Raw genomic sequence first — 23,033 nt, 5'->3', positions numbered from 1 at the left:
GCGTGCTCATAAGTCTCTACTCACAGGCACTCGCCTGTCAGTGCCGATAATAGTGAGCGACTTGGAACCGCGAGTCATCGCGACATACAGATGCATGGCATCGAGAGAGTCCGCATCCAAGATCACCGCATGATCGAATTAGCCGCAAAAAGGGAACAGATTTATTTTGAGCGGCTCTTAGCCGGGAGCGCGGAATCAGATCACATCACTTCTGGGTTGGGCTTTGGGGGGATTTGAGGTTCGCGTAATTTCGCTCTTTAATAATCTGGTTTTATTTTTTGTGCCTTAGGACTCTAAAGTCAGTAGAAAAGATTTTAGGAGTTCGTATCGAACGTCGAGGGCAGGGTAGACCGAGGTCGGATATGGAAAAATAAATCTGTCCCCTTTTTGCTTATCCGATCAAACTGACTATTCTCTTTTGAGTATTGGAGAAAGTTACTTGGTGTATGCGCTGTTGTTTATTTTTGATCGGGTGGATTTTTTAGTGCGGGTTCCTGAACAACCTCCTTTTTGGGCTCCGAGCAGTCTATTTCGATTGGTTGACGCTAGGATTCCAGCAGGCTGGGAGTTTTGTATCACTCAGTTGCGCCCTGGCTACAAGTCTCTTTTTGATGCGTTCAAAATTAGCTATGTTATGGGCTACCCGCTGCTAGTGAATGAGTATGAGCATTATGTGGGGATTGTTGAGCGAGACCCAGTAGAGGTTCTACGATTTATGGAGGAAGAGCTAAAGCACATGTCAGACTGATTTAACGGTTTGATGGTGCAAAAGGGGCAGCATCGGAAGGCTTAGAAGCCACGAACAATAGCTTGCCTACCAACTCATCTCAGCTGTCTCATATCTTCCGTGACGATGTGGGCCATCTGGTGGATACTCCAGAGAATCAGCAAGCGCTTGTTAATTTGACTAACAATCCCGCGAATAGGTTGGGCACTGACCGATTTGGTAACCAGAGGTTTGCCCAAATACAGTCAGACGGATCCCAGCTTTGGGGAAGTGTCCGAAATGGGGTTGTTCAAAATGGCGGATTGAATACAACGCCGCGAAATTTCAATCCGTCTACTGGACTTTCGAAAGGAAAATAGCAATGAGCACCGAAAATTTGACACCGGAACTGGAAAAGGGGACAGATTTATTTTCCACCCATCTGCTAGGCTGTGATTTTCTAAGGAAGGAGATTGCTTATGCCCAGAATGGGAAAGGGGACAGATTTATTTAAGTAACAAAGAGCACGGAAAATTAAATAAATCTGTCCCATTTTTCGCAGCTATTGAAGCCAAATTTGTCGATGACTGGGCTAGTTCTATTCGGAACCCAGAAAGCCCGGCTGGCTCGAAGCCATGGTCAGTAGCTGAACAGACGAAAATGGTAGATCAGGCGAAGAAATACTCCTCTGGTTTCGATGGCGGTGCTATTTATCATACAAACAGCCCAGAACTAGCTAGTTACTATTCGAAGGTGTTTACCGATGCGGGCGTCACAAACTTTAAGTTTGTAATTACCCCGGAAACAAAGTGAGGTGTGAAATGAGTAGTGATCGGGAGACGTTAGAAAAAATTCTGGGTGGAAAAATCGAGCAGTCGAACTCTCGAAATGTACCTGGTGTTACGGTTGTGGATGGGCAGCAAGTTGTTTATTTTTCGGACGATGGGAAAAACAAATTCCGAAAACAATTTAATAACATTACGTGCTTTTCTGAGCCTCCGAATGCTGTTCGTGGAGGGGTAAATGATCGCGGGTGCAAAGTCACCCCGCCCTCGGGGCCTCTTTTTTACGCGATTTCCTATCATGGTGATCTTGACGGTTGGAGAAAAGATATTGAGGCAGGGGCAATTGGCCTTGGTCTGTTACTCGCCCAAATCAAAGGTGATCAATTGGTTATTTCCGATGGCCGCTCGATCCCTCTGTCAGATTGCAAAATAGAGTTTTCTTGATCATTACTAATCCTCAACACCGGCCTTGAAAAAGGCAAAAAGGGGACAGATTTATTTTCAGCGGCTCTTAGCCGGGAGCGCGGAATCAGATCACATCACTTCTGGGCTGGGCTTTTGGGGGATTTGAGGTTTTCGTAATTTCGCTCTTTAATAATCTGGTTTTATTTTTTGTGCCTGAGGATTCTAAAGTCAGTAGGAAAGATTTTAGGAGTTCGTATCGAGCGTCGAGGGCAGGGCAGACCGAGGTCGGGCATGGAAAAATAAATTTGTCCCCTTTTTGCAAAAAAATTAATGAAACAGTGCACGGTGGGCAGGCTGTTTTTAAGCGAGGTAATCTATATATTACTAGAGATTTAGACGGCCATAACGGCGGTGCTTGGAAAGCAGCTAAGTCGGTTAAGGATCTTGGCTCTAGAGAAACAAGATCCGGAACGTTTGATGTGAATATGGAGCGCATAGGTGATTGATATGAATGAATCTAAAGTCCCAGATTGGATTGCGCGCGGGAAAACTATCTCTCAACTAATTAAGGAGTTGAAGACCTTTGAAAATCAAAATCTCATGGTTGAAATTTCCGTTGATGGGGGAGCGACTAAGAAACCAATAAGTCTCGTCGGAAAAGAGGGTGGTGTGTGTGTCTTATTAAATTGCGAGTCTGAGGAATAGCCAAAGTTTAATGTTGTGGGGCGGCCAGTAATAAAATGAAGCTGGAGAAAAGGGGACAGATTTATTTGTTTTTTTATTATGTTCGAATAAATAAATCTGTCCCCTTTTTTTGTGAGGAACATAGTTTGCAACAAAATCTAGAAAGGCTTTTTTGTAATTGGCATGACTTTCTTGAGAAGACTGACAGTCTTTTAAAAGTTAACGCGTGACGGTGCAAAAGAGGCAGTAATTCCTAATGGTTTTTCAAGCGCAGATGACTTTGCACGTTTTGGTACGGATATGCGGGATGGCTTATGGAGATGTAGAGCCCATTCTTCAAGGAAGCGCCGTAACAGGGCAAAGTTTTGGGAGAAGGGGAAAGATTTATTTAAGTAACAAAGAGCCCGGAGAATTAAATAAATCTGTCCCCTTTTTGCTTGGGGAACGCTAAGCGGGACGGTGAATGTTTGATTATGGGCTGCGTGCCGGCCGACTATATTAAAAGAGTGAAAAAATAGGTATTTTTTATGGAGCCGAAAACATACGAACTGTTGAATTGCATTCCAGAACATGCAGATTACGCTGTGACAGCAGGAGATTTGGATCCAGAGAATATCCCTAGGGAAAGAATCAACGCTGTGCTGGATTTGCTCCGTCATGCGAGTAACAGTGAAGAGCAATTCTTGGCTGCGAAACTGCTGACCAGTTGGGGCGTCTATGAAGGTTTAATCGTTTTGGAAGGGTGTATGGAAAAACCCGAAAGCATCGAAGGAATCTATTCCCATCGACTATATGGGTACGACGACACGTATCGTCAAATACTCTTGGCTGTTACTCGGTATTTTTCCAATGTGGCTGATCGTGGAGAAGTCGAGGCGGCTAGAGTCCAAATCTATTCTCCACTATCTAAGATTATCACCTTGGCGAGTAGTAAGCCGTTCGAAATAGGCAAGATTTTTGATTTCGTGAAGAGAAAAAAATACTCAGAGTATGTGCCTCTTGTTGAAGAGCATCTTTCTACCATAATTGATCATCCCGAGGTGCATCGCTGGAAAATTCATGATGCTATTGAATTTTTGATGAATTTCAATCCAGATTTCATTGCGTCTTTGTTGAAAGAGAAAAACAAGTCTATTGATGATTTCCGACCTGTGACATAAGGGGGAAGGAAGAAGTGTGGAAAAAGGAAGCAAAAAAAATCAAAAAGGGGACAGATTTATTTTCAGCGGCTCTTAGCCGGCAGAGCGGAATCAGATCACATCACTTCTGGGCTGTGCTTTGGGGGGATTTGAGGTTTGCGTAATTTCGCTCTTTAATAATCTGGTTTTATTTTTTGTGCCTGAGGACTCTAAAGTCAGTAGAAAAGATTTTAGGGGTTCGTATCGAACGTCGAGGGTAGGGTAGACCGAGGTCGGGTATGGAGAAATAAATCTGTCCCCTTTTTGCTTGAAAGTTCTACGCGGGCCGGTGGTGGGACCTTTTCCAATGAAGAGTTTTATTGATAATAAAGTTTTTGCTCTTGGTCGCATGAAGTCTGGAAGGTTGTATGTGGAGCTGCTTTCTGATGTGGGCTGGGAAGGCTTCCCCAATTATGCTGAAGAATTTGTTAAGTTGTTTTCTGGTAGTATTACTAGTAGAAATGATTCTGTTGATACTAGGGTTTGGGGCGTGATTATAAAGGGTCAGTCCCTACGATTGGTTTACGAAGATTTTCCCGTTATGATTAGTTTGGAGTCGCAAAGTGAAGGTGGTGATCGATTTATCGAGGGGCTAAGAGAGGTTTTGATAACTTAGATTAGTGCTTTGGTGCAAAAGCTACTGGGGCCGTTGGGAGTGACGCTGAAAAGATTGTAACCGTCAGCAAAAGCCGCTTTCCTGAGTCAGCGCAACACATCGAAGATGCTATTGACGCGGGTAAGCCTGGCACTCTGACCATCGATCGCGGGAATGCAGCATCACGTAGGCGTGACTCTTTGCGCGGTACTGAAACCAAGCCAGGCCTTGATCGTGATGAGTGTCCTCCTGCAATGTTCCAAGAGGGTGGTCAAGGTTCTTCTGTAAGACATATCAATCCTAGCGATAATCGCGGGGCCGGTGCTTGTATTGGTGCACAATGTAGAGAGTTGCCAAACGGAACGAAGATTCGAATAGACGTGGTGGATTAGAGTATGTCCAGTTTGGATAAATTATTATGGAACGCAGGTTCATCTTTGAGTGAGCGTAAGCCGGAAATTTCAGGGCAGTCACATAGATTGGCAGGTGCTTTAGCTGATCAACTCTTGGGGATGCTGTGTCAGCGCAATGGTTTTTATGCTCTAGAAAGTGCTTTGCATGTATTTCCAACGCACTCTAGTCGGCAAGAAATTGGTCTTTGTGATTGGAATGAGAATGTGCTGTGGCGCAGCGCTTATAAAGGTCTGGCCGATGGTTGCTTATTTTTTGCTGAAGATGTTTTTGGTGGGCAGTTCTGTATTAAAGATAACAAGGTTTGTATTTTTGAACCGGAAACCGGAGCATTAGAGTACTTGGCTGATGATATTGAAAGCTGGGTAAAAATGATTCTTAGTGATTATGAAGCGCTTACGGGCTACCCGTTAGCGCATCAATGGCAAAAGAAGAACGGCCAGCTTCCTACAGGAAAGCGTTTGTTGCCGAAGGTACCATTCGTGCTGGGTGGTGAGTTTGTGCTGGACAATTTGTATCTGGCTGATGCTGTGGAGGGGATGAGATTTAGGGCTGATATTGCCAGTCAAATTAAAGACCTGCCACACGGTGCTCAGATTAAACTCAATATTGAAAATTGAATATTTATAACGCACCGTTGTTGTTTTGCCGGCGGTCAACTGTCTGTTGCTTTTCGGTTGTCAGGTGTTCTCTTTCTGTTGCCTCAACGAAAAGGGGGCAGATTTATTTAAGTAACAAAGATCTCGAAGAATTAAATAAATCCGTTCCCTTTTTCTACTTGAAGGCTTGAAAAAACTTTATCTGATGAAAAACAACGAATTCAGATTAATAGAGGTATCAAAATGACCATTACCATGAGTCTAGAGATCGAGGAGGGCATTTCATTTGATGCGATTTCTTCGGTTTTATCCAATGTGGGGGCCGGGTATACAGTTGAACAAGAATATTTGACTGGGAATTTTGATTGTTCAAATTGCTATTTTGTGTTTCGTCATGTTTTTCCTGATGATGTTGTTGCCGAGGGCGTTGTGGCTATCTTGTAGAAAAGGGGACAGATTTATTTAAGTGATAAAGAGCTTGGAGAATTAAATAAATCTGTCCCCTTTTTTCCGTGAATAAGGTGATAGATATAAATACCGGGAAGGTGCTTTATGATCGTGGAAAATAGACATGATTGGGAGGTGGCATTCAGAGGGCTAGAGCGATTCTTTGATGAAGGAATGACTGTATGGCCGAAAGACAAATTTTTCTTGTTATTTCCAAGCAAAGAGATCGCAGGTGGTAGTTATGTATTGCAGCGGTTGATTGATCTAGAAAAGCAAGGCGCTATCTGTTTTGTAGGTACTGATGAGCTGTATGTTAGGGTTCTGAAAGTTTAGATGGTGCAAAAGCGACAGGCCAGATTGTACCTGACGTAATTAGTCCTACTTATCGAGAGCTTCAGGGATTAAACAAAGGATTTCAGGCGCATCACACCTTGCCTCAATATTTGGGGAGGATGCTGGGGTATACGAAAAATGACATGCTGGATCACCCAGCGACTCTACCCAGTACTCTCATACGGGAAAGGTGAATCCTGATGCAATGCATAAAGCTATCAGTAAGTATTTGCCTCCTATGGCAGGTGGTAAGCCGGCTACATATACTTCTGGGCAAATAAGCTCGGGGTTGCAGTGGAGGAAAAGGGGACAGATTTATTTAGGTAACAAAGAGTTCGGAGAATTAAATAAATCTGTCCCCTTTTTTGTTCACGTGACCGATCATGGGCAACCTGACGTGCGTCCTAATCCCCACCATCATGTGCGAGATGTGGAGCGAAATCAAAATGTCAAAGGTGCCAAGCCTGACGTGCATCCAGATTACTAGGAGGGAATATGCGGCCACTTGAAATCAGATTTGAGGGCATTGAGAAGCTTTCCATTATTCCAGATTTTGATTTCTATAATCTAAATCTTGTGCTGGGGCTCAGCTTACAGCGAGAAAATATGGGGCACGCAGTTGATACTTACAGGGTTACCCTAGAGATGCTTTATGAGTCTGAGCAGTCGGCGTTTGAAGTTGTTTTAGGGTTTACAGGGGTTCGTCGTTTAGCAGTTCCTGATGTGTGTGGGAGTTTTTACTTGAGCGAAGTTAAAGTGGATGACGTCTCAGTTGATCAGCTTGAAGGAGTTAAATATAGGCTGAAAGACTATGGGGGCACAGGGTTTGAAGTGCTTTCTCGGGAGTTTTCAGTTGTCAGTTGCAAGCGACACTTGTGAAGCGAGAGTTAAACGGGGAAAGGGGACAGATTTATTTAAGTAACAAAAAGCTCGGAGAATTAAATAAATTCGTCTACTTGTTGCTTGTCCCCTTTTTTCTACTGATTTTCAACAATTTGCGGCCCCTGGTTTTTACCGGATGGGCCCGATGGTATTAGGAAGAAATTATGTACGGAAATAAAATATTTGTCTGCTGTACTCTGTTGGCAGGAACCGTGGCGCTCAGCGGTTGTAATTCGATATTACAGGGCAAGCAATACGACTTCCCACCTTCGGGTGCGCCCTCGGCAACGATTCGCCTTGAAAATGAACATGGAACCACCCTGGATGCCATAACCTTCAATGAAAAAGGTTGCTACGCGGGGTTCACACCGCTGCCCTATTCCGGTGACTTTATCGAATCGCGGATTGCCGTGGGTAAAAAACTGGTATTGACCTACGAAAGAGTAATCGGAGGCAAACAGTGTCTAGTGCACTTTTCGTTCACACCGCAGGACGGTGCTACATACACCTTGAAGACAGGTTCTTGGAGTGAGCCTAAGACAGGCTTCCTTCCCATTTTTAACTACGATCAGAGTTACTGCGGGATTGGTGTAATAAAAAAAGTCGGAGATATTGAGGGTGTGGAACCCATTCAACAGCTGCGGATCAAGCCCGCAGGTCTTGCCTGCCTAATGTTCGTCAAATAGACGGTATAAGCGGCGTTTATTCTAATAATTAGCTGATCCTTCTTGGATCTTTATCCTATCGATTTTTGCGTTCTCGGTTTCGGCATTGCGACTGCCAGCTTATAAGAAAAAGGGGACAACGATGAGTAATAACGCGTCACCGTCCTGGCGCTGGATAGGGCGTCCGGAGCGTCTTGGATCCCTCAGGGTCAGACCCTGACGGCAGGCCGCTACCGGCCCGCATACAAAAATCTGTCACTCCCGCGGCCACTCGCAGCTCAATTTCACACCCCGACCGGGCGTGCTCAAATCCGATCAACGTGCAACCACACCGTCACACATAACCCCTTTTGCTCCCCCACATCCGTAAACCCCAACTGCACCCGCGCTCCTGTGCGATCGGCGATCGCCTTGACGATCGACAACCCCAACCCGGAGCCGGCCTCGTCGGTGCCCAGGCTGCGGTAAAACGGATCAAACACTCGTGCCCGTTCTTCTATAGGAATACCAGGGCCCGAATCCTTGATTTGCAGTTTCACGGCGTCAGCCTCCAGCGCAACCGACAGGTCGATACGCCCACCCGGCGTGGTATAGCGAATGGCGTTATCCACCAGGTTTTTCACCAGCGTAAACAGGTCCAATTCGTTGAACGTCACCTGCACATCCTGGGTGCTTTCAACGCCGATATCGATCTGTTTGCTCTCGGCCAACGGCAGCAAATCTTCCAGTATCTGGCGGTACACGGTATGCACCGACAGTGTGGTTTGCGCCCGCTCAGACGCCGACTGCGCCGCCGCCAGGCTCAGCAATTGATCAATCAGTTTGCGCCCGCGTTGAATGCCGCGTGACAGCGGCTCAAACCGCTCGCGGCTGACGGGCGATAGCTCGGTGGCGGCCAGCCGGTCGGCTTGCAGCGCCAGGGCGGTCATCGGTGAACGCAGTTCATGGGCGGCATCGGCGACAAAGCGCCGTTGGCTGTCCATGGACTGCCCGACGCGTGCCAGCAGGCGATTGATCGCGACCACAAACGGGCGTACTTCGCTGGGCAGGTGCTGCTCTTCAATCGGGTGCAGTTCCTGCTCGGCCCGTTGGTCGATCTCTGCGGCAAGCACGCCAATGGGGCGAAACAACTTGCGCACCAAGTCGCCGACCACCAGTAACAACACCGGAAACAGAATCAGGAACGGCAACAAACTGCGCCAGGCGCTTTCGCGGGCGTCCTTGTCGCGGGCATCGGATTCCTGGGCCACGGCGATGCGTTCACCACGGGCGGTGGTGTGCACCAGCACGCGAAAATTTTCGCCGACCATGGCGACGGTGGACAGGCCATCGGCGAGGCTGGCCGGAAACGGCAAAGGCAAGGCTTCATCCGTGGTGCCCGTGGCCCTTGGGCTGTCACTCAGGTGCTGGATGATCACCCGGGTTTCTTCGTCATCGCCTTTAAGCGCCGGGCCTTGTGGGTATTGCAGGGTCATGTGCTGGCGGTCATACAGCATCGCCACCTGGCGCAAGGTGGCGTCCTGCTGTTCGTGGGTTTCTTCAAACGCCGAGACAAAGGCGAACACGCTGGCCACCAAGGCCACCAGCAAAATAGCGAGGGATAACGCCACCGACAGGCGCAGTTGCACTGACTCGCTCAGACGTTTTTTGAAACCATCCATCCCATGCCCCTGACGTTCTTGATCACGTGAGTGCCCAATTTGCGCCGCAAGGCGTGAATCAGGAATTCGATGGCGTTGCTTTCCACCTCATTGCCCCAGCCATACAAGCGGTCTTCCAACTCGCTGCGCGAAAGGATGGCGCCGGGACGAATCAACAGCGCTTGCAGCAGCGCAAATTCGCGACTGGAAAGGGCGACCTCATGCTGTTCTTGCGTACTGGCTTGCTTGGTGAGCAGGTTCAGCGTCACCACGCCATTGCCCAGCAACGATTGAGCGCTGCCGCCTTTGCGGCGTAATACCGCACGCATGCGTGCGAGCAGTTCCGGGATATCGAAGGGCTTGAGCAAGTAATCATCGGCGCCGCCGTCAAGGCCCCGCAGGCGGTCGTCGAGGCTGTCGCGGGCGGTGATGATCAGCAAGGGCACGGGGTTGTTGCGTGCGCGAATCGTGTCCAGCACGTCGAGGCCATCCTTGCCGGGCAGGCCAAGGTCGAGCAGCACAAGGTCGTAGGGATGGGTGTCGAGGGCGGCGAGGGCGGTGAGGCCATTCTTGACCCAGTCAGCGGCATAGCTCGCGTCGCTGAGCGCACGCTGGATCGCATCGCCAATCATCGGGTCGTCCTCGACCAGCAGTATTCGCATAAGTCTCTCCGCACAAAAAGCACGCGCGGCGGGGTGATCGCCGCGTGTGTATTGAAGCACCTGGGCAGGCATTTGTCCGATATCAGCCTTTCATCAGGTCGAAGGTCTTGAGCAGGTCGTCCATCGAGGCTTTGCACTCTGCCTGGTTCGGGTTGCCGTCACGCAGGGCCGAGAGGGCGCGGTCGATGGCTTTGTCGAGCACGTGCCAGTCGTTGGCGGCACGTGGCTTGATCCCGGCTTCAGCGCTGTCCCAGCTGGTTTCCAGGTCTTTGATGCGGGCTTTGGCACCTGCCAGGTCGTTCTTGGCAACAAGACCGGAAACGTCTACCGCGATGTTACGAAACGCCGACAGATCACCCAGTTGCGACATATGGCGCTGACTGCTGGTGGGGTTGGCCGCGCTGGCAGGTTTGTCAGCCGGCTTGGAACAACCGGTGGCGATGCCCAGCATGAAAATCGCTGAAACAATGGCGGCGTGGCGGATCACATTGCGAACTTTGCTCATGGCAGTTTCCTTGGAGTGAGAATTTATTGAATGAGGGTTTTACGGCTGCCGATGCTGATTTGCGCCACGGCCACCAGCAACACGATCACGCACAAGAACAACGCGCTGGTCCAACTGGCGCCCATGCCCAGGCCGCCGTACGTCTTGGCTTGGGTGAGCAGGTCGCCGAGGGAGGCGCCGAACGGGCGGGTGAGGATGTAGGCGATCCAGAAGGTCAGCACGCTGTTGACGCCCAGGCGCCAGGCCAGCAGTGTCACGCCGATTAAACCGGCGAAAATCACCGCGCCGAGGGTAAAGCCCAGGCCCAGGGCTTCGGTGGCCAGGTCACCGGCGGCGGTGCCTAAAGCGAAGGTGCACAGCACGGTGGTCCAGTAGAACCACTCGCGCCGTGGGGTCACGATGTCGCGGATCGACAGGCTGCGCTCGGTGCGATACCAGACGATGAAGTTAAGCGCGAGCAGCACCGAAAAAATCGCCGTACTGGTGTACAGGCTGACGTCGAGCTTATCGGTGAGGATATCGGTGATCTGCGTGCCGACGATGCTCACCAGCACCACCGTCAGCCAGTAGATCCACGGCGTGTAGGCCTTGGTGCGCAGTTGGCAGAACAACGCGAGCCCCAGCAAAGCGGCCATGCCGAAGCTGGTCCAGCCGGCGCCGAAGCCTGCATCCACGGCGAGGTAATCCGCGCCGGTTTCGCCCACGGTGGTGGACAGTATCTTGATCACCCAGAATGACAGCGTCACCTCGGGTACTTTGTTCAGCCAACGGGCTGCTGTGGCATTCATCGGGGTTACCTCTCCTTGACTGCGCAGTGGTTGGCGCAGGGGAGAAGGTAAGCCCCGACACTTAGCTGAGACTGAGGGCCTGGGTTTTTTTCAATACATGCGCCGTGCCGAGTGTCGTGAGGTGCACCACACTGCCGGTGGGCGGGGCTTGCAGGCCGGAACTGCGCACCAGAATCGCCTGGCCCGGTTCATCCTCGGCAGGCTGCAACACCACGGTCAACGTGCAGGTATTGCCGCCGAATTCGCGCTCGGTCACGACACCACGACAGCCCGACAGGTCGGTGGTACTCAGCTGCAATTGCTCCGGGCGCAGCATGATCCGCGTTGCTGCGTGGTCCGCCGTACTGTCCACCGGCACACGGCCCAGCCCGCAATGCGCCCAGCCAGCTTCAATACGGGCGGGCATCACCACCGCTTCGCCGAGGAACAACGCGGTTTGCTCATCGACCGGGTATTGGTACAGGTCCATCGGGTGGCCCGCCTGCACCAGGCGCCCCTGGCGCATCACTGCCAATTGGTCGGCAAACGACAGCGCTTCACTTTGATCATGGGTGACCAGGATCGTGGTGATGCCCGCGTCGCTCAGCAGGCGCGCGACCATTTTGCGCATGGCCGAGCGCAGGCCGGTGTCCAGCGCGGAAAACGGTTCATCCAGCAACATCAACCGGGGTTGCTGGGCCAAGGCCCGGGCGAGTGCCACGCGTTGCTGCTGGCCGCCAGACAGTTCATGGGGCCAGCGCCGGGCCATGTTGGCGTCGAGGGCCACGCTGTCCATCAGTTCGGCGATGCGTGTGTGCCGGGCTTCACCTTGGGTGGCAAGGCCAAAGCCGATATTGTCGGCCACCGTCATGTGCGGGAACAGCGCGCCATCCTGCGGCACATAGCCGATCTGGCGCTGGTGGGCCGGCACCGCGTGGGTGGCGTCGACCAATACCTGACCGTTGAGCGTGAGGCTGCCGGTGTCGGGGAATTCAAAGCCGGCGATCATGCGCAGCAGGGTGGTCTTGCCCGAGCCCGAAGGCCCGACGATCACCGTGCGGCTGCCCTTGGGCACCGCCAGGGAGACGTCCGCCAGGGCACGCTGGGTGCCGAAGGTCTTGCAGAGGGCGTGGAGTTCGAGGGCGTTCATCGGCCTGCCGTGCGTTTGGATTGATGGTAGAGAAGGCCGGTTAACGGCAGTGACAACAGGATCATGATCAGCGCGTAAGGCGCGGCAGCGGCGTAGTCGATTTCGCTGGTCAGTGCCCAGAAACCGGTGGCCAGGGTGCGCGTGCCGTTTGGCGCCAGCAGCAAGGTGGCGGTCAACTCGTTGGTGATCGCCAGGAACACCAGCGCCGCACCCGCAGCCGCAGCAGGCGCGGCCAGCCGCAACGTAATCAGCCACAGGGCGCGGCCCGGCGAACGGCCGAGGCTGCGCGCCATGTTTTCCAGTTCTACCGGCGCCTGGGCGATACCCGCGCGCAGGCTCACCAGCGCCCGTGGCAGGAACATCAGCAAATAGGCGAGCAGCACGGTGATGGTGGTCTGGTAGATCGGCCGGGCGAAATGAATGGTCACTGTGACCAAGGCCAGCGCCACCACAATGCCGGGCAACGAACTGGTGATGTAGTTGCAGCTTTCCAGGATGCGCTGTAAACGCCCTGGCGCCCGAATCGACAGCCACGCAATCGGCACCGCCGCACAGGTGGTCAGCACGGCACCGGCCACGCCCAGTAGCACGGTCTGCTCCAGCGCGGGCAGCAGTTCGTTGAACTGCCAGACCTCACGGCCACCGGCGATCAGCCACTTGCCCAGGGTGATCAGCGGCACACCCAGGGCCAGCGCACAGGTCAGCCCTTGCAAGCCAAGGGCAAGCAGCGTGGTGCGCGTGCGCAGGCTCACAATACGTTGCTCGCGGGCGCTGCCGGAGCCGACCCGCGCATAACGCGCATGCCCGCGTGCGGCGGATTCCGCCGTGAGCATCGCCAAACAACACAGCGCCAGCACCGCCGCAAGCATATTGGCGGCAGGGCCGTTAAAGGTGGATTTGAACTGATCGAAAATCGCGGTGGTGAACGTATCGAAACGAATCATCGCGTACAAGCCGTATTCGGCGAGTAAATGCAGGCCTACCAGCAGTGCGCCGCCGCAGATCGTCAGGCGCAACTGCGGCAGCACCACGCGAAAAAAAACCGCCCAGGGCTTGAGGCCCAGGGACTCGGCCACGTCTTCAATGGCAGGGTCGAGCCGGCGCAAGGTCGCCGCCACCGGCAAGTACAAAAACGGGAAATAGGCAATCACCGAGACCAGCACGCCGGCCGGCAAACCATGCATCGACGGCACCAGGCTGACCCAGGCGTAACTGTGCACAAACGCCGGCACCGCCAGCGGCGCAACCGCCAGCAGCGACCACACACGGCGCCCTGGCAGGTTGGTGCGCTCGGTCAGCCACGCCAGCGCAATGCCCAGCACCACGCACAAGGGCAGGGTGAACACCACCAGCAACACGGTGTTGACCAGCAGTTCACCCACACGCGGACGCCACACCAACGCTTCAATCTGCGCCCAGCCGATTTGCCAGGACACGCCGATCACAAACGCAATGGGCAGCAGCGCCAGCAGCGACACCACTACTGACAAACTGGTGACCCACGTGCCCCCACGGCTTTTAAACAAACCGTGGGCGCGTTTACGCGGTTGCGCCTGCGTTAAGGCGGGAGCTAAAGGTTCAGGCAGCAATCAGAGCAGTCCGGCTTGGGTCATCAGTTCGACGGCCTTTTTGCTGTTGAGCTTGGAGGCGTCCACTTTCGGCGCGTCCAGCTGGGCCAGCGGTGTCAGCTTGGGGTTGGACTGTGCGCCCTGGCCCACGGCATATTCGAACGAGTTGCCGTCCTTGAGGATCGCCTGTCCGTCTTTGCCGGTGATCCACTTCAAGAAGGCCTGGGCTTCTTCTTTATGCTTGCTGGAGGCCAATACACCGGCGCCGGAGATGCTCACAAAGGCGCCTGGATCCTGGTGTTTGAAGTAGTGCAATTGGGTGTTTTTGCTGTTTTCGCCGGTCTTGGATTGGTCGACAAAGCTGTAGTAGTGATAAATCACGCCGCTGTCGACCTGGCCGGCGTTGACGGCTTTAAGCACCGCGCTGTTGCCACGGTAGATGCTCGCGTTGGCCTTCATCGCCTTGAGCCAGTCGAGGGTGGCGGCTTCGCCTTTGAGTTCCAGCACGGCGGCGACGATGGCCTGGAAGTCGGCACCGGCCGGTGAGGCAGCCCAGCGGCCTTTCCAGCTTGGCGAGGCCAGGTCCAGCAGGGACTTTGGCAGCTCGGCTTCTTTGAGTTTGCTCGGGTTGTACACGAACACCGTCGAACGTGCGGCGATGCCCAGCCACTTGCCGTGGGCGGGGCGGTAGGCGGTGTCCACTTGTTCCAACGTGCTCGGCGCTACTGGCGCGAACAGCCCGGCGTTGTCCACCAGCACCATGGCCGGGGAGTTTTCGGTGAGGAACACGTCGGCCGGTGAGGCCGCACCTTCCTGCACAAGCTGGTTGCCCATCTCGGTGTCGTCGCCATTGCGGATGGTTACCGGAATCCCGGTTTCCTCGGTGAAGCCCTCAACCCAGGCCTTGGTCAGGCTTTCGTGCTGAGCGTTGTACACCACGATGCCGGCGGTTTCGGCGGCATACACTTGCCCGGCGCCAACCAATGCAGTGGCGAGCAGGGCTTTAGTGAGGAAAGACGGTAGACGGGAAGCCATACGTTGAATGCTCCGGTTTTTATGTAGGCACGGGAAGCCCGTGAGGGGTCGATTGAGACTAGACCAATAGGAATCATTTGCATATTGAGGCGCGGCGAATGTAGAGGCGCAGATGAGAAAAAAACGTCAAATAAACGGTTAACAAATGTGATGAGGCCTATTAAATGACGTAGGTCAAATGTGGGAGCTGGCTTGCTCGCGGATGCAGTGGTTCAGTCAGCATCTCTGGGTCTGACCCACCGCATTCGCGAGCAAGTCGAATCGTCGCACCGCCGCTCCCACAGTTTTTATTGTGTTCAGGCAGGCGGGGCTGTGGGTTTAAGGCACTCGATGGATCGGTCCACGGTGGTCTTGGCCATCTCCAGCAAATGCCACACCGCCAGAATCTTCGCGCGCTGTGGGCTGGCCAGCAGATCACCGCAATTGAGTGCGGTAGCTGAAGCACTGTCGAGCAAGCTGGCGGTGTAGAGCAGGGCGTCTTCGAAGCTCAAATCTTCGATTTGAACACCGTTGGAGGGTAGGTAATGGTCGATGGCGCGGTTGAAGGCGGCGCGGTCTTTGGCGGCGTTGCGGGGTGGGTCGGGGACGACTTTTTTCATTGTTTAGCTACCTTTTGGATTCAGGGAGCCGAACCGTTCGCGACTAAACGTAGGGTGGCGGCTGTACGCAGGTTAGTCGACCGGACCAAAAGGTAAAAACCGGCGCACCCGAGGGCGCCCTGCGCACAGCCACCATAAAACCTCATGGAGGGCCATGCACCTTTTGGAATACCGAGCGACTAAACCCGATCACTGATAAGCAGTGACGGATCGCAGACTAGCCATCGATTCCAACAGGCACAAGGCGGCAAGGATTGTCTAGGAAACGTCCTGCAATTTAAAGAGACGCGCCCTGCTGGCCCTTTAAAAACCATGACCAAATGCCACTCATGTGGGAGCTGGCTTGCCTGCGATGGCATCACCCCGGTATGCCTGATGCTTCGAGGTGTCTGCATCGCAGCGGTGCGACGATTCGACAAGCCAGCTCCCACAGTTTGACCGTGTTGATTCAGGCTGGAGCTTTTGTGGGTTTCAGGCACTCGATGGAGCGGTCCACCGTGGTCTTGGCCATCTCCAGCAAATGCCACACCGCCAGAATCTTCGCCCGCTGGGGGCTGGCCAGCAATTCACCGCAATTGAGCGCGGTAGCGGAAGCACTGTCGAGCAAGCTGGCGGTGTAGAGCAGGGCGTCTTCGAAGCTCAAATCTTCGATTTGAACACCGTTGGGGGGCAGGTAATGGTCGATGGCGCGGTTGAAGGCCGCGCGGTCTTTGGCGGCGTAGCGGGGTGGGTCGGGGACGACTTTTTTCATGGTGTTGCTCCTGGATGATCAAGGAGCCGACACACTTCGCGACTAAACGTAGGGTGGCAGCTGTACGCAGGTTAGTCGACCGGTCAGGAGCATCCGGCGCGCCCGAAGGCGCCCTGCGCACAGCCACCATAAAGCTTTGATGGGACGATGCGCCTACTCCTAAATCCGGGCGACTAAACCCGATCACTGATAAGCAGTGACGGGCCGCAGACTAGCCATCGATTCGAGCAGGCACAAGGCGGCAAGGATTGTCTAGGAAACGTCCTGCAATTTAAAGGGACGCGCCCTGCTGGCCCTTTAAAAACCATGACCAAATGCCACTAACCCCCGCCACAGATCGTTCCCACGCTCTGCGTGGTAACGCAGCCTGGGACGCTCCGCGTCCCGCCTCCCCAGCACAACATTCAAGTTCTGCGCAGGTGCGACGCGGAGCGTCACGGCCTGCATTCCCACGCGGGAGCGTGGGAACGATCTATCAAGTCCGGCCATTTTTGTAGGCGTTAATTCCTAGTGATGTAGGCAACTTCCCAAATATCACTCAGCCTTCCCGACCTTGTGTCCGAGCCCTGTTCGCCTGCTTATATTCCAACGCCATCTTCATTGCATTCAGGGATACGAAGCATGGCGCAGGGCTATATCAACGACCGCCTCACGGACTACATCAGCTTGAAAAACCAGTTGATGGGTCATGCCCCGGGACGGCAGCGTGCCGATCATTATGATGTGCTGAACCGGCACCTGCGTCATGGGCTGGTGAGGCCAGGGCAGTTGGTGATTATTCCCGATCCCTGCAGCGTGACCTGCTCGCTGGAAGAGGCCTGGCTTGTGCGCCATGCCGAGGCAATCAGTCGGGAGCTGGACGCGCGCGCCGCCACCCAAGTGGTCAACAACTATGACCTGCTGCAAAGTCTTCTCGGGTACGGCTCGTTGGGAGTGGGCAGCTCAACATCGGCGTGGGCGCGGCATCTGGACGAAGTGGCGCAGACGCTGGAAGAGATTGAGCGGCTGCACCAGCGCCTGAAAACCGCAGGCTTGGAGCGTGAGGCTTTTTTGCGCCAGCGCCAGGCGCTGTTTGGGCTGCTGGATACCCAGTTGCAAGGCGCGGCGCGATTTGGCACGGGGTTGCGAGGTAATCAGGCGCTGAAAAAGATATTGGGGGTTTCAACCAAAAGCTATCTGCACAAGGGTGAGATTGCCGGGTATGCGCAGCGGATGCGGGGCATTGCTCAGGCCTCGAAGTGGTTGGGGAAGGGCACCTATGTGGGGTTGGCACTGGACGTGGGCGTGGCAGGGTTGGAGATCAAGGAGGCGTGTGTGGAGGGGCGCGAGGCGCAGTGTCGGCGGGCGAAGTATGTGGAGACGGGGAAGCTGGGGGGCGGCGTGGCGGGGGCTCATTGGGCAGGAAAGCTGGGTGCGCAACTAGCCCGTCGTGGTTGCGAGGTTTTTTTGGGCATCGCGGCTAAAGGAAACGGTGCGCTGGCCTGCGCAGTGATTGGCGGCGCTACGGGAGGGGCAGCGGGAGGCAAAGTATTCGGCGCTGGCGGTGCGATGCTGGGCGGGCATATCGAAGAGATCGACGGTGATTTGATCTTTCAACCGGAGGGCGCTTAAGCATGGATTTTCAGCTCATCCTGCAATCTTTTTATGTGCTGGGGCACTGGTTGGCTCGGGGCTCACTTTTTATGCTGAATGCACAAAGCTCGAAGCGCTGGAAAGCTACTTCAGCGAGAACAAGCTGGTCTGCGATAACAAACGGTTTTGGGGTAGAAATAAGCACATTGACAGGTTTCATCGCATGCTCCTGATTACTGAGCTCTTGGGGATGCCTAAAATGCACGTCAGAAGAGGAAATGTGACCGAGGTTGAACTGGCGTCTGTCCCCTTGTCCCTCAAGCGTTGGGCGCTGTGGCCGTTTAATTTTGGGATGGTCTGGATTGCTGGCGGTATCCTCTGGACCCTCTTGTATGGTTGGTAGTCTGGGACGCTTCGCATCTCGGGCTGCATTCCAGCGCGAGAGTCTGGGAACGATCTATTTGATCTTTCAACCAGAGGGCGCATAAGCATGGATTTTCAACTCATCCTTGCAATCATTCTATCCATAGCGACGTTCGTTTTTGGCGGACTCACTTTCTACGCCGAGTGCACAAAGCTCGAAGCCCTGGAAAGCTACTTCAGCGAAAACGAGGTGGTCTGCGCCAACAAACGGTTTTGGGGCAGAAACAAGCACATCGACAGGTTTCATCGCATGCTCGTGATCAGTGACCTGTTGGGCATGCCTAAATTTCACATCAAAAGAGGCGAGGTGACCGAGGCAGAGGTGGCGGCCGTCCCCCTGTCCCTCAAGCGTTGGGCGGTGTGGCCGTATCATTTTGGGATGGTATGGTTTGCTGGCTGTATCCTCTGGACCCTCTTGTATGGCTGGTAGCCTGCGGCCATCAGATCGTTCCCGCGCTCTGCGTGGGAATGCAGCCTGGGACGCTCTGCGTCCCGCTCACAACATTCAAGTTTTGCGCAGCTGTGACGCGGAGCGTCACGGCCTGCATTCCCACGCGGGAGCGTGGGAACGATCTGTTAGCGCATGTGCAGGATAATCGGGCTACTACTGGCCGGGTCCGTATGCCCGCGCAGCTTGTTCACCGCCGCAGCCTCCACCGCGCCGCCGTTGTTGCCCCATGTACCGCGCACATAGCTCAACACCTGGGCGATTTCCTGGTCGGACAATTGCTCGCGGAATGCCGGCATGCGGTACGCGTCCGGCATACCGGCGGTCACGATGCGTTGCGAGCCATTGAGGGTGATGTTGATCGCCGAGGCACTTTCCTTGGCCAAGGCTGAGGTAGCACCGGCCAACGGTGGCATCCACTCCGGCTGGCCTTTGCCGTCCAGGCCATGGCAGGAGGCGCAGCGGGTGGCATAGGTGTGGGCACCCGGAGCGCGCGTGTCGAGTGCTGCCGTTTGGTACTGCCACGGCGAACCGTCACGCTGCGGGTCGCCCGGCAGCGACTTGAGGTAACGCGCAATGGCGGCCAGGTCGTCGTCTTGCATGAACTGCGTGGAGTTGTTAAACGCCTCGGTCATCGAGCCATACACCACTGCGTGTTTGTTACGCCCGGTCTTGAGGAATTGCACAATCTCCGGCTCGCTCCAGCGGCCCAAACCGGTGTTGTGGTCCTGGCGCAGGCTGGGTGCGTACCAGCCGTCGAGCAAGGCACCGGCGAGGAACGGCGCGCCGGACTCGTCCAATGCCTTCTCGTTAAACGCCAGCCCACGCGGCGTGTGGCAACTGCCGCAGTGGCCGGGGCCTTGGACGATATAGGCGCCACGGTTCCACAACGCGTCCTGCTCGGGTTTGGCGGCATAGGTTTTAGTCGGCGCGAACACGCCGTTCCACAGTGCGATGGGCCAGCGCATGTTCAGTGGCCACGGGATGCTGCTGGGGATGTTCGGCTCGCTGGCCGGTTGCACGCCTTGCATAAAAAACGCATACAGCGCACGCATGTCGTCGTCGCTGAGTTTTACGTAGGACGGGTAGGGCATGGCCGGGTAGAGCCGTCGCCCACCCGGCGCCACGCCGTGGCGCACGGCGCGGTCGAAGTCAGCCAGGCTGTAGGTGCCGATGCCGACGTTTTTGTCGGGCGTGATGTTGGTGGCATGAATGGCGCCCAGCGGCGTGGCCATCTCCAGGCCGCCGGCAAACGGCGCTTTGCCCGGCAGGCTGTGGCAGGCCACGCAATCACTGACGCGGGCGACGTATTCACCACGGCTGACCAGTGTCGGGTCAGCCGTGGCGTTGGCCTGTTCAAACGGCGAAGCAGGTTGACGGGTGACGTACCAGGCCAGCAGGCCGGCGGCGACTGCGCCGGCCAGCACCAGCCAGCCAGCGGTTCTAGCCAATCGTTGGTTGTTCATAGGCGTTCCTTGTCGGTCAGGCGAAGGTGTATCGGCTCAGGGGCAGGCTGCGGATGCGCTGGCCGGTCAAGTGCGCCACCGCATTGGCCACGGCAGGCGCCACTGCGGGTAGCGGCGGCTCGCCGATACCGCCCATCTTTTCGCCGCTCTCGACGATCTTTACGTGCACCTTGGCCATCCGCGAGGGTGGCAGGATCGGGTAAAGGTCGTAGTTGCGCGCCCGTGGTTTACCGTCCACGTACACCGCTTCTTCCACCAACGTTTGTGACAAGCCCAACGCTACGGCGCCGTTGACCTGGGCCTCGATGATCGCCGGGTTGACGATGCTGCCAGGGTCGATGGCTTCCCAGATGTTATGCACCTTGACCTGGCCGTTTTCGATCGACACTTCGGCAACCACCGCCGCATGCGAGCCAAAGGGCGAGGCCATGGCCACCCCACGGGCGCGCCGGCTGCCGTCTTCTGCGGTATACGGGCCACGTTTCCAGCCACCGGACAACTCGCCCACCGCTTGCAGCAACGTGGTCAGGCGTTTGTTGTCGCGCAGCAGGTGCAGGCGCAACTCATACGGGTCATGGCCGCCTTTGTCAGCCAGTTCATCGAGGAAGGCCTCGTAGAAAAAGTCATTCAGCGAGTTGCCCACCGAGCGCCAGTAGCCGAGCATGGCCGGGCCTTTGACGTAGATCTGGGCGATGCGTTTGTTGGGAATCGCGTAGGATTTGCCTGACAACCCTTCAAGGGCCGTCGGGTCGATTTTGTCGCCCTGTTTGCCGGCGATGGCCTCGGATGGGCCTTCGGTGGCGCTCACGGCTTCGATGGCCACCGGCAAGCCTTTGTCATCCAGCGCCGCGCGGAACTTGACCACCGCGACCGGGCGCAGCACATCGCGCAGGAACTCTTCTTCACGGCTCCAGATCAGCTTGACCGGGCGGCCCACAGCCTTGGCCAATGCGACGGCCTGCGGGTACGGGTTGGCTGAGTCGTACAGGAAATGCCGGCCGAAAAAGCCGCCCAGCAACGGCGAATGCAAGGTGATCTTCGACACATCCAGCCCGGTGCGCTTGGCGATGTCGGCGCGGAACATGTCTGGCGCCTGGTTGGGCAGCCAGACTTCCAGCGTGCCGTCCGGGTTATAGCGCGCCAGGGCCGATGGCGGCTCCAGTTGGGCATGGTTGACGTACTGGTTGTGGTAGGTGGCTTCGACCTTGGTCTTGGCGTTTGCCAGCGTGGCGTTGACGTCGCCTTCGTTTTCTTCGTCGCGGGCCGGGCCTTGCTGGGCGGCGAGGAAGTCACGGTATTTGTCGCTGGAAAAGTCTGCCGGCATGGCGCGCACTGTAGAGTCAGCGGCGGCTTCCAGCCATTCGACCTGAATAGCTTCTACTGCACGCTTGGCGTGCCACCAGCGCTCGGCCACCACAGCCACGGCGCCAGGCAGTTGATGCACCGAGTGCACGCCTTTCATGGCCTCAACTTGCGCCTGATTGCGCAGGCTGCCCACGGTCATGCCCAGGCGCGGCGCATGCTGCACGGCGGCGTGGAGCATGCCGTCGACCTTGAGGTCGATGCTGTATTGCGCCTTGCCGGTGGATTTGTCGTAGGCATCCAGGCGTTTGACCGGCTTGCCGATCCAGCGGAACTGGCTCGGATCGCGCAGGGTGATGGTGGACGGGTCAGGCACCGGCATGTCGAGGGCGCGGCTGGCGAGTTCACCGTAGCCCAGCGAGCGGCCCGAGGCGGCGTGTACCACGCGGCCGGGTGTGGTGGTCAGTTGCGCGACCGGCACGCCCAGTTGCTCGGCGCCGGCCTGCAACAGCATGGCGCGGGCCAGGGCGCCCAGGCGGCGCATTACCGGGTAACTCATGCGCACCGACATGCTGCCGCCGGTGATGCGCATGCCGTTTTCCATCACCACATAGGCATCGCCCGGTGGCGCGGCTTCGACGACAAAGGTGGCAGGGTCGGCGTCCAGTTCTTCACCAACAATTTGCGCCATGGCGGTGTGGGTGCCTTGGCCGCCTTCCATAAAGGGGCTGAGCAGGCGCACCGTGCCGTCCGGGCGAATCTCGAGAAACGCCGGCACCTGCGTGCCGCGCTCCGCAGGGTTGGCGGTGGCCGCGAAGGCGCGGCCGCCACCCAGCGGCAGGCCGAAACCAATCACCAGCGCGCCCACGGCGGTGCTGGCCAGAAAGCGCCGGCGTGACAGGTTGACCGGGTCGCCCAGGGCCACATCCAGCAGTTCGTTGCGCGTATTCATCATGCGCGCTCCTTCTGCTGGGCCAAATCCTGCATGGCGGTGTGGATGGCGTTATAGGTGCCGCAGCGGCACAAGTTGACCATGGCGGCATCGATTTGCGCGACCGTCGGCGCGGGGGTGTGCTTGAGCAGCGCCGTGGCCGCCATCACCTGCCCGGACTGGCAATAACCGCATTGCGCCACCTGATGCTCGACCCAGGCGGCGACCACGTGCTTGCCCACCGCATCGTCCTCAATGGCCTCGATGGTCGTGACCTCGCGGCCGACCACACCCGCCACCGGGGTAACGCAGGAGCGCACCACATTACCGTCCACCAGTACCGAACAGGCGCCGCACTGGGCCAGGCCGCAACCGTACTTGGTGCCGGTCATGCCGAGGTCGTCGCGGATCACCCACAGCAGCGGCGTGTCGGCGTCGGCATCGACCTGGTAGGTCTTTTGGTTGATACGTAATTCCATGGCGGGTTTACCTGCTGATCATCGGTTGGTGGTGCTGAGCTCTTT

Annotated in this window: 26 protein-coding genes; 14 read left to right on the top strand and 12 right to left on the bottom strand. The window is 55.8% G+C overall.

Annotation, left to right across the window (positions count from 1 at the left end; genetic code table 11):
* The first annotated feature begins 442 nt into the window (after positions 1-442).
* The 12 genes from ACQY47_RS03455 to ACQY47_RS03400 all read left to right on the top strand — a co-directional run bounded on the left by ACQY47_RS03455 (position 443) and on the right by ACQY47_RS03400 (position 7,711).
* Positions 443-748, top strand: coding sequence for a hypothetical protein (locus tag ACQY47_RS03455; protein WP_428555650.1), 306 nt, complete (start codon positions 443-445; stop codon positions 746-748).
* 340 nt (positions 749-1,088) lie between these two features.
* On the top strand, positions 1,089-1,220 hold the full coding sequence (locus tag ACQY47_RS03450; RefSeq protein WP_428555647.1) for a hypothetical protein: 132 nt from the start codon (positions 1,089-1,091) through the stop codon (positions 1,218-1,220).
* Between the two features lie 307 nt (positions 1,221-1,527).
* Entirely contained in the window at positions 1,528-1,935 is a 408-nt protein-coding gene (locus ACQY47_RS03445; RefSeq protein ID WP_322204335.1) for a hypothetical protein, read from the top strand.
* Positions 1,936-2,105: 170 nt separating this feature from the next.
* The gene (locus ACQY47_RS03440; RefSeq protein WP_428555644.1) at positions 2,106-2,402 is read left to right on the top strand and encodes a toxin C-terminal domain-containing protein; all 297 of its coding nucleotides are present in this window, start codon (positions 2,106-2,108) and stop codon (positions 2,400-2,402) included.
* Position 2,403: 1 nt separating this feature from the next.
* Entirely contained in the window at positions 2,404-2,601 is a 198-nt protein-coding gene (locus tag ACQY47_RS03435) for a hypothetical protein (RefSeq protein WP_428555641.1), read from the top strand.
* A gap of 506 nt (positions 2,602-3,107) precedes the next feature.
* A complete protein-coding gene (locus ACQY47_RS03430; protein ID WP_428555638.1) occupies positions 3,108-3,740 on the top strand; it encodes a hypothetical protein in 633 nt (210 codons plus the stop codon).
* A gap of 325 nt (positions 3,741-4,065) precedes the next feature.
* Entirely contained in the window at positions 4,066-4,374 is a 309-nt protein-coding gene (locus tag ACQY47_RS03425; protein ID WP_428555635.1) for a DUF3630 family protein, read from the top strand.
* 374 nt (positions 4,375-4,748) lie between these two features.
* Entirely contained in the window at positions 4,749-5,384 is a 636-nt protein-coding gene (locus ACQY47_RS03420; RefSeq protein WP_428555632.1) for an SMI1/KNR4 family protein, read from the top strand.
* Positions 5,385-5,606: 222 nt separating this feature from the next.
* On the top strand, positions 5,607-5,807 hold the full coding sequence (locus ACQY47_RS03415; RefSeq protein WP_428555629.1) for a hypothetical protein: 201 nt from the start codon (positions 5,607-5,609) through the stop codon (positions 5,805-5,807).
* Positions 5,808-5,915: 108 nt separating this feature from the next.
* Positions 5,916-6,143: a hypothetical protein gene (locus ACQY47_RS03410; RefSeq protein WP_428555626.1), complete on the top strand. Its 228-nt coding sequence runs from the start codon at positions 5,916-5,918 to the stop codon at positions 6,141-6,143.
* 495 nt (positions 6,144-6,638) lie between these two features.
* Positions 6,639-7,022: a hypothetical protein gene (locus tag ACQY47_RS03405; protein ID WP_428555623.1), complete on the top strand. Its 384-nt coding sequence runs from the start codon at positions 6,639-6,641 to the stop codon at positions 7,020-7,022.
* Between the two features lie 167 nt (positions 7,023-7,189).
* Entirely contained in the window at positions 7,190-7,711 is a 522-nt protein-coding gene (locus tag ACQY47_RS03400; protein ID WP_428555620.1) for a hypothetical protein, read from the top strand.
* A gap of 284 nt (positions 7,712-7,995) precedes the next feature.
* Here ACQY47_RS03400 and ACQY47_RS03395 read toward each other — a convergent pair whose 3' ends face one another.
* The 9 genes from ACQY47_RS03395 to ACQY47_RS03355 form a co-directional block, all read right to left on the bottom strand.
* Positions 7,996-9,351 (bottom strand): ATP-binding protein, encoded by a 1,356-nt coding sequence (locus ACQY47_RS03395; RefSeq protein ID WP_138450643.1) that lies wholly within the window; start codon positions 9,349-9,351, stop codon positions 7,996-7,998.
* A complete protein-coding gene (locus ACQY47_RS03390) occupies positions 9,327-9,992 on the bottom strand; it encodes a response regulator (RefSeq protein WP_017137706.1) in 666 nt (221 codons plus the stop codon). Before ACQY47_RS03390 ends, ACQY47_RS03395 begins: the two co-directional genes overlap by 25 nt.
* Before the next feature lie 82 nt (positions 9,993-10,074).
* Positions 10,075-10,497, bottom strand: coding sequence for a hypothetical protein (locus ACQY47_RS03385; protein ID WP_017137707.1), 423 nt, complete (start codon positions 10,495-10,497; stop codon positions 10,075-10,077).
* 23 nt (positions 10,498-10,520) lie between these two features.
* Complete coding sequence (locus tag ACQY47_RS03380; RefSeq protein WP_017137708.1) at positions 10,521-11,285, bottom strand: COG4705 family protein; 765 nt, start codon at positions 11,283-11,285, stop codon at positions 10,521-10,523.
* Positions 11,286-11,346: 61 nt separating this feature from the next.
* Positions 11,347-12,414, bottom strand: a complete 1,068-nt coding sequence (locus tag ACQY47_RS03375; protein WP_428555614.1) for an ABC transporter ATP-binding protein — start codon at positions 12,412-12,414, stop codon at positions 11,347-11,349.
* Positions 12,411-14,000, bottom strand: coding sequence for an ABC transporter permease (locus ACQY47_RS03370; RefSeq protein ID WP_428557336.1), 1,590 nt, complete (start codon positions 13,998-14,000; stop codon positions 12,411-12,413). The genes ACQY47_RS03375 and ACQY47_RS03370 overlap by 4 nt, the downstream gene beginning before the upstream one ends.
* A 3-nt stretch (positions 14,001-14,003) precedes the next feature.
* A complete protein-coding gene (locus tag ACQY47_RS03365) occupies positions 14,004-15,017 on the bottom strand; it encodes an iron ABC transporter substrate-binding protein (protein WP_395600006.1) in 1,014 nt (337 codons plus the stop codon).
* 296 nt (positions 15,018-15,313) lie between these two features.
* The gene (locus tag ACQY47_RS03360; protein ID WP_428555611.1) at positions 15,314-15,616 is read right to left on the bottom strand and encodes a DUF6124 family protein; all 303 of its coding nucleotides are present in this window, start codon (positions 15,614-15,616) and stop codon (positions 15,314-15,316) included.
* 448 nt (positions 15,617-16,064) lie between these two features.
* Positions 16,065-16,367, bottom strand: a complete 303-nt coding sequence (locus ACQY47_RS03355) for a DUF6124 family protein (RefSeq protein WP_428555608.1) — start codon at positions 16,365-16,367, stop codon at positions 16,065-16,067.
* 621 nt (positions 16,368-16,988) lie between these two features.
* Here ACQY47_RS03355 and ACQY47_RS03350 point away from each other — a divergent pair.
* Entirely contained in the window at positions 16,989-17,978 is a 990-nt protein-coding gene (locus ACQY47_RS03350; RefSeq protein ID WP_428555605.1) for a hypothetical protein, read from the top strand.
* Positions 17,979-18,429: 451 nt separating this feature from the next.
* Complete coding sequence (locus ACQY47_RS03345; protein ID WP_017137713.1) at positions 18,430-18,792, top strand: hypothetical protein; 363 nt, start codon at positions 18,430-18,432, stop codon at positions 18,790-18,792.
* 146 nt (positions 18,793-18,938) lie between these two features.
* Here ACQY47_RS03345 and ACQY47_RS03340 read toward each other — a convergent pair whose 3' ends face one another.
* Genes ACQY47_RS03340 through ACQY47_RS03330 form a run of 3 tightly spaced genes read right to left on the bottom strand, consistent with a single transcriptional unit; the run spans position 18,939 to position 22,988 of the window.
* Positions 18,939-20,276: a c-type cytochrome gene (locus ACQY47_RS03340; RefSeq protein ID WP_428555602.1), complete on the bottom strand. Its 1,338-nt coding sequence runs from the start codon at positions 20,274-20,276 to the stop codon at positions 18,939-18,941.
* Positions 20,277-20,292: 16 nt separating this feature from the next.
* Positions 20,293-22,530 carry a xanthine dehydrogenase family protein molybdopterin-binding subunit gene (locus ACQY47_RS03335; protein WP_017137715.1) on the bottom strand — a complete coding sequence of 746 codons (2,238 nt, stop codon included), beginning with the start codon at positions 22,528-22,530 and terminating at the stop codon, positions 20,293-20,295.
* Positions 22,530-22,988 carry a (2Fe-2S)-binding protein gene (locus ACQY47_RS03330; RefSeq protein ID WP_017137716.1) on the bottom strand — a complete coding sequence of 153 codons (459 nt, stop codon included), beginning with the start codon at positions 22,986-22,988 and terminating at the stop codon, positions 22,530-22,532. The genes ACQY47_RS03335 and ACQY47_RS03330 overlap by 1 nt, the downstream gene beginning before the upstream one ends.
* Between the last annotated feature and the right edge of the window lie 45 nt (positions 22,989-23,033).

Origin of the sequence: Pseudomonas edaphica, from assembly GCF_965277385.1 — a bacterium.
GTDB classification, from domain to species: domain Bacteria; phylum Pseudomonadota; class Gammaproteobacteria; order Pseudomonadales; family Pseudomonadaceae; genus Aquipseudomonas; species Aquipseudomonas edaphica.
Note: the sequence above shows the minus strand (reverse complement) of the source record. Positions and strands in the feature narration are given on the sequence as shown.

Excerpts from the sequence above, each read along its gene's own strand:
- ACQY47_RS03400 (WP_428555620.1), top strand. The coding sequence starts at position 7,190 with ATGTACGGAAATAAAATATTTGTCTGCTGTACTCTGTTGGCAGGAACC.
- ACQY47_RS03430 (WP_428555638.1), top strand. The coding sequence starts at position 3,108 with ATGGAGCCGAAAACATACGAACTGTTGAATTGCATTCCAGAACATGCA.
- ACQY47_RS03330 (WP_017137716.1), bottom strand. The coding sequence starts at position 22,988 with ATGGAATTACGTATCAACCAAAAGACCTACCAGGTCGATGCCGACGCC.
- ACQY47_RS03450 (WP_428555647.1), top strand. The coding sequence starts at position 1,089 with ATGAGCACCGAAAATTTGACACCGGAACTGGAAAAGGGGACAGATTTA.
- ACQY47_RS03415 (WP_428555629.1), top strand. The coding sequence starts at position 5,607 with ATGACCATTACCATGAGTCTAGAGATCGAGGAGGGCATTTCATTTGAT.
- ACQY47_RS03445 (WP_322204335.1), top strand. The coding sequence starts at position 1,528 with ATGAGTAGTGATCGGGAGACGTTAGAAAAAATTCTGGGTGGAAAAATC.
- ACQY47_RS03380 (WP_017137708.1), bottom strand. The coding sequence starts at position 11,285 with ATGAATGCCACAGCAGCCCGTTGGCTGAACAAAGTACCCGAGGTGACG.
- ACQY47_RS03350 (WP_428555605.1), top strand. The coding sequence starts at position 16,989 with ATGGCGCAGGGCTATATCAACGACCGCCTCACGGACTACATCAGCTTG.
- ACQY47_RS03405 (WP_428555623.1), top strand. The coding sequence starts at position 6,639 with ATGCGGCCACTTGAAATCAGATTTGAGGGCATTGAGAAGCTTTCCATT.
- ACQY47_RS03385 (WP_017137707.1), bottom strand. The coding sequence starts at position 10,497 with ATGAGCAAAGTTCGCAATGTGATCCGCCACGCCGCCATTGTTTCAGCG.
- ACQY47_RS03425 (WP_428555635.1), top strand. The coding sequence starts at position 4,066 with ATGAAGAGTTTTATTGATAATAAAGTTTTTGCTCTTGGTCGCATGAAG.
- ACQY47_RS03420 (WP_428555632.1), top strand. The coding sequence starts at position 4,749 with ATGTCCAGTTTGGATAAATTATTATGGAACGCAGGTTCATCTTTGAGT.
- ACQY47_RS03435 (WP_428555641.1), top strand. The coding sequence starts at position 2,404 with ATGAATGAATCTAAAGTCCCAGATTGGATTGCGCGCGGGAAAACTATC.
- ACQY47_RS03335 (WP_017137715.1), bottom strand. The coding sequence starts at position 22,530 with ATGAATACGCGCAACGAACTGCTGGATGTGGCCCTGGGCGACCCGGTC.
- ACQY47_RS03390 (WP_017137706.1), bottom strand. The coding sequence starts at position 9,992 with ATGCGAATACTGCTGGTCGAGGACGACCCGATGATTGGCGATGCGATC.
- ACQY47_RS03355 (WP_428555608.1), bottom strand. The coding sequence starts at position 16,367 with ATGAAAAAAGTCGTCCCCGACCCACCCCGCTACGCCGCCAAAGACCGC.
- ACQY47_RS03365 (WP_395600006.1), bottom strand. The coding sequence starts at position 15,017 with ATGGCTTCCCGTCTACCGTCTTTCCTCACTAAAGCCCTGCTCGCCACT.
- ACQY47_RS03410 (WP_428555626.1), top strand. The coding sequence starts at position 5,916 with ATGATCGTGGAAAATAGACATGATTGGGAGGTGGCATTCAGAGGGCTA.
- ACQY47_RS03340 (WP_428555602.1), bottom strand. The coding sequence starts at position 20,276 with ATGAACAACCAACGATTGGCTAGAACCGCTGGCTGGCTGGTGCTGGCC.
- ACQY47_RS03345 (WP_017137713.1), top strand. The coding sequence starts at position 18,430 with ATGGATTTTCAACTCATCCTTGCAATCATTCTATCCATAGCGACGTTC.
- ACQY47_RS03360 (WP_428555611.1), bottom strand. The coding sequence starts at position 15,616 with ATGAAAAAAGTCGTCCCCGACCCACCCCGCAACGCCGCCAAAGACCGC.
- ACQY47_RS03375 (WP_428555614.1), bottom strand. The coding sequence starts at position 12,414 with ATGAACGCCCTCGAACTCCACGCCCTCTGCAAGACCTTCGGCACCCAG.
- ACQY47_RS03395 (WP_138450643.1), bottom strand. The coding sequence starts at position 9,351 with ATGGATGGTTTCAAAAAACGTCTGAGCGAGTCAGTGCAACTGCGCCTG.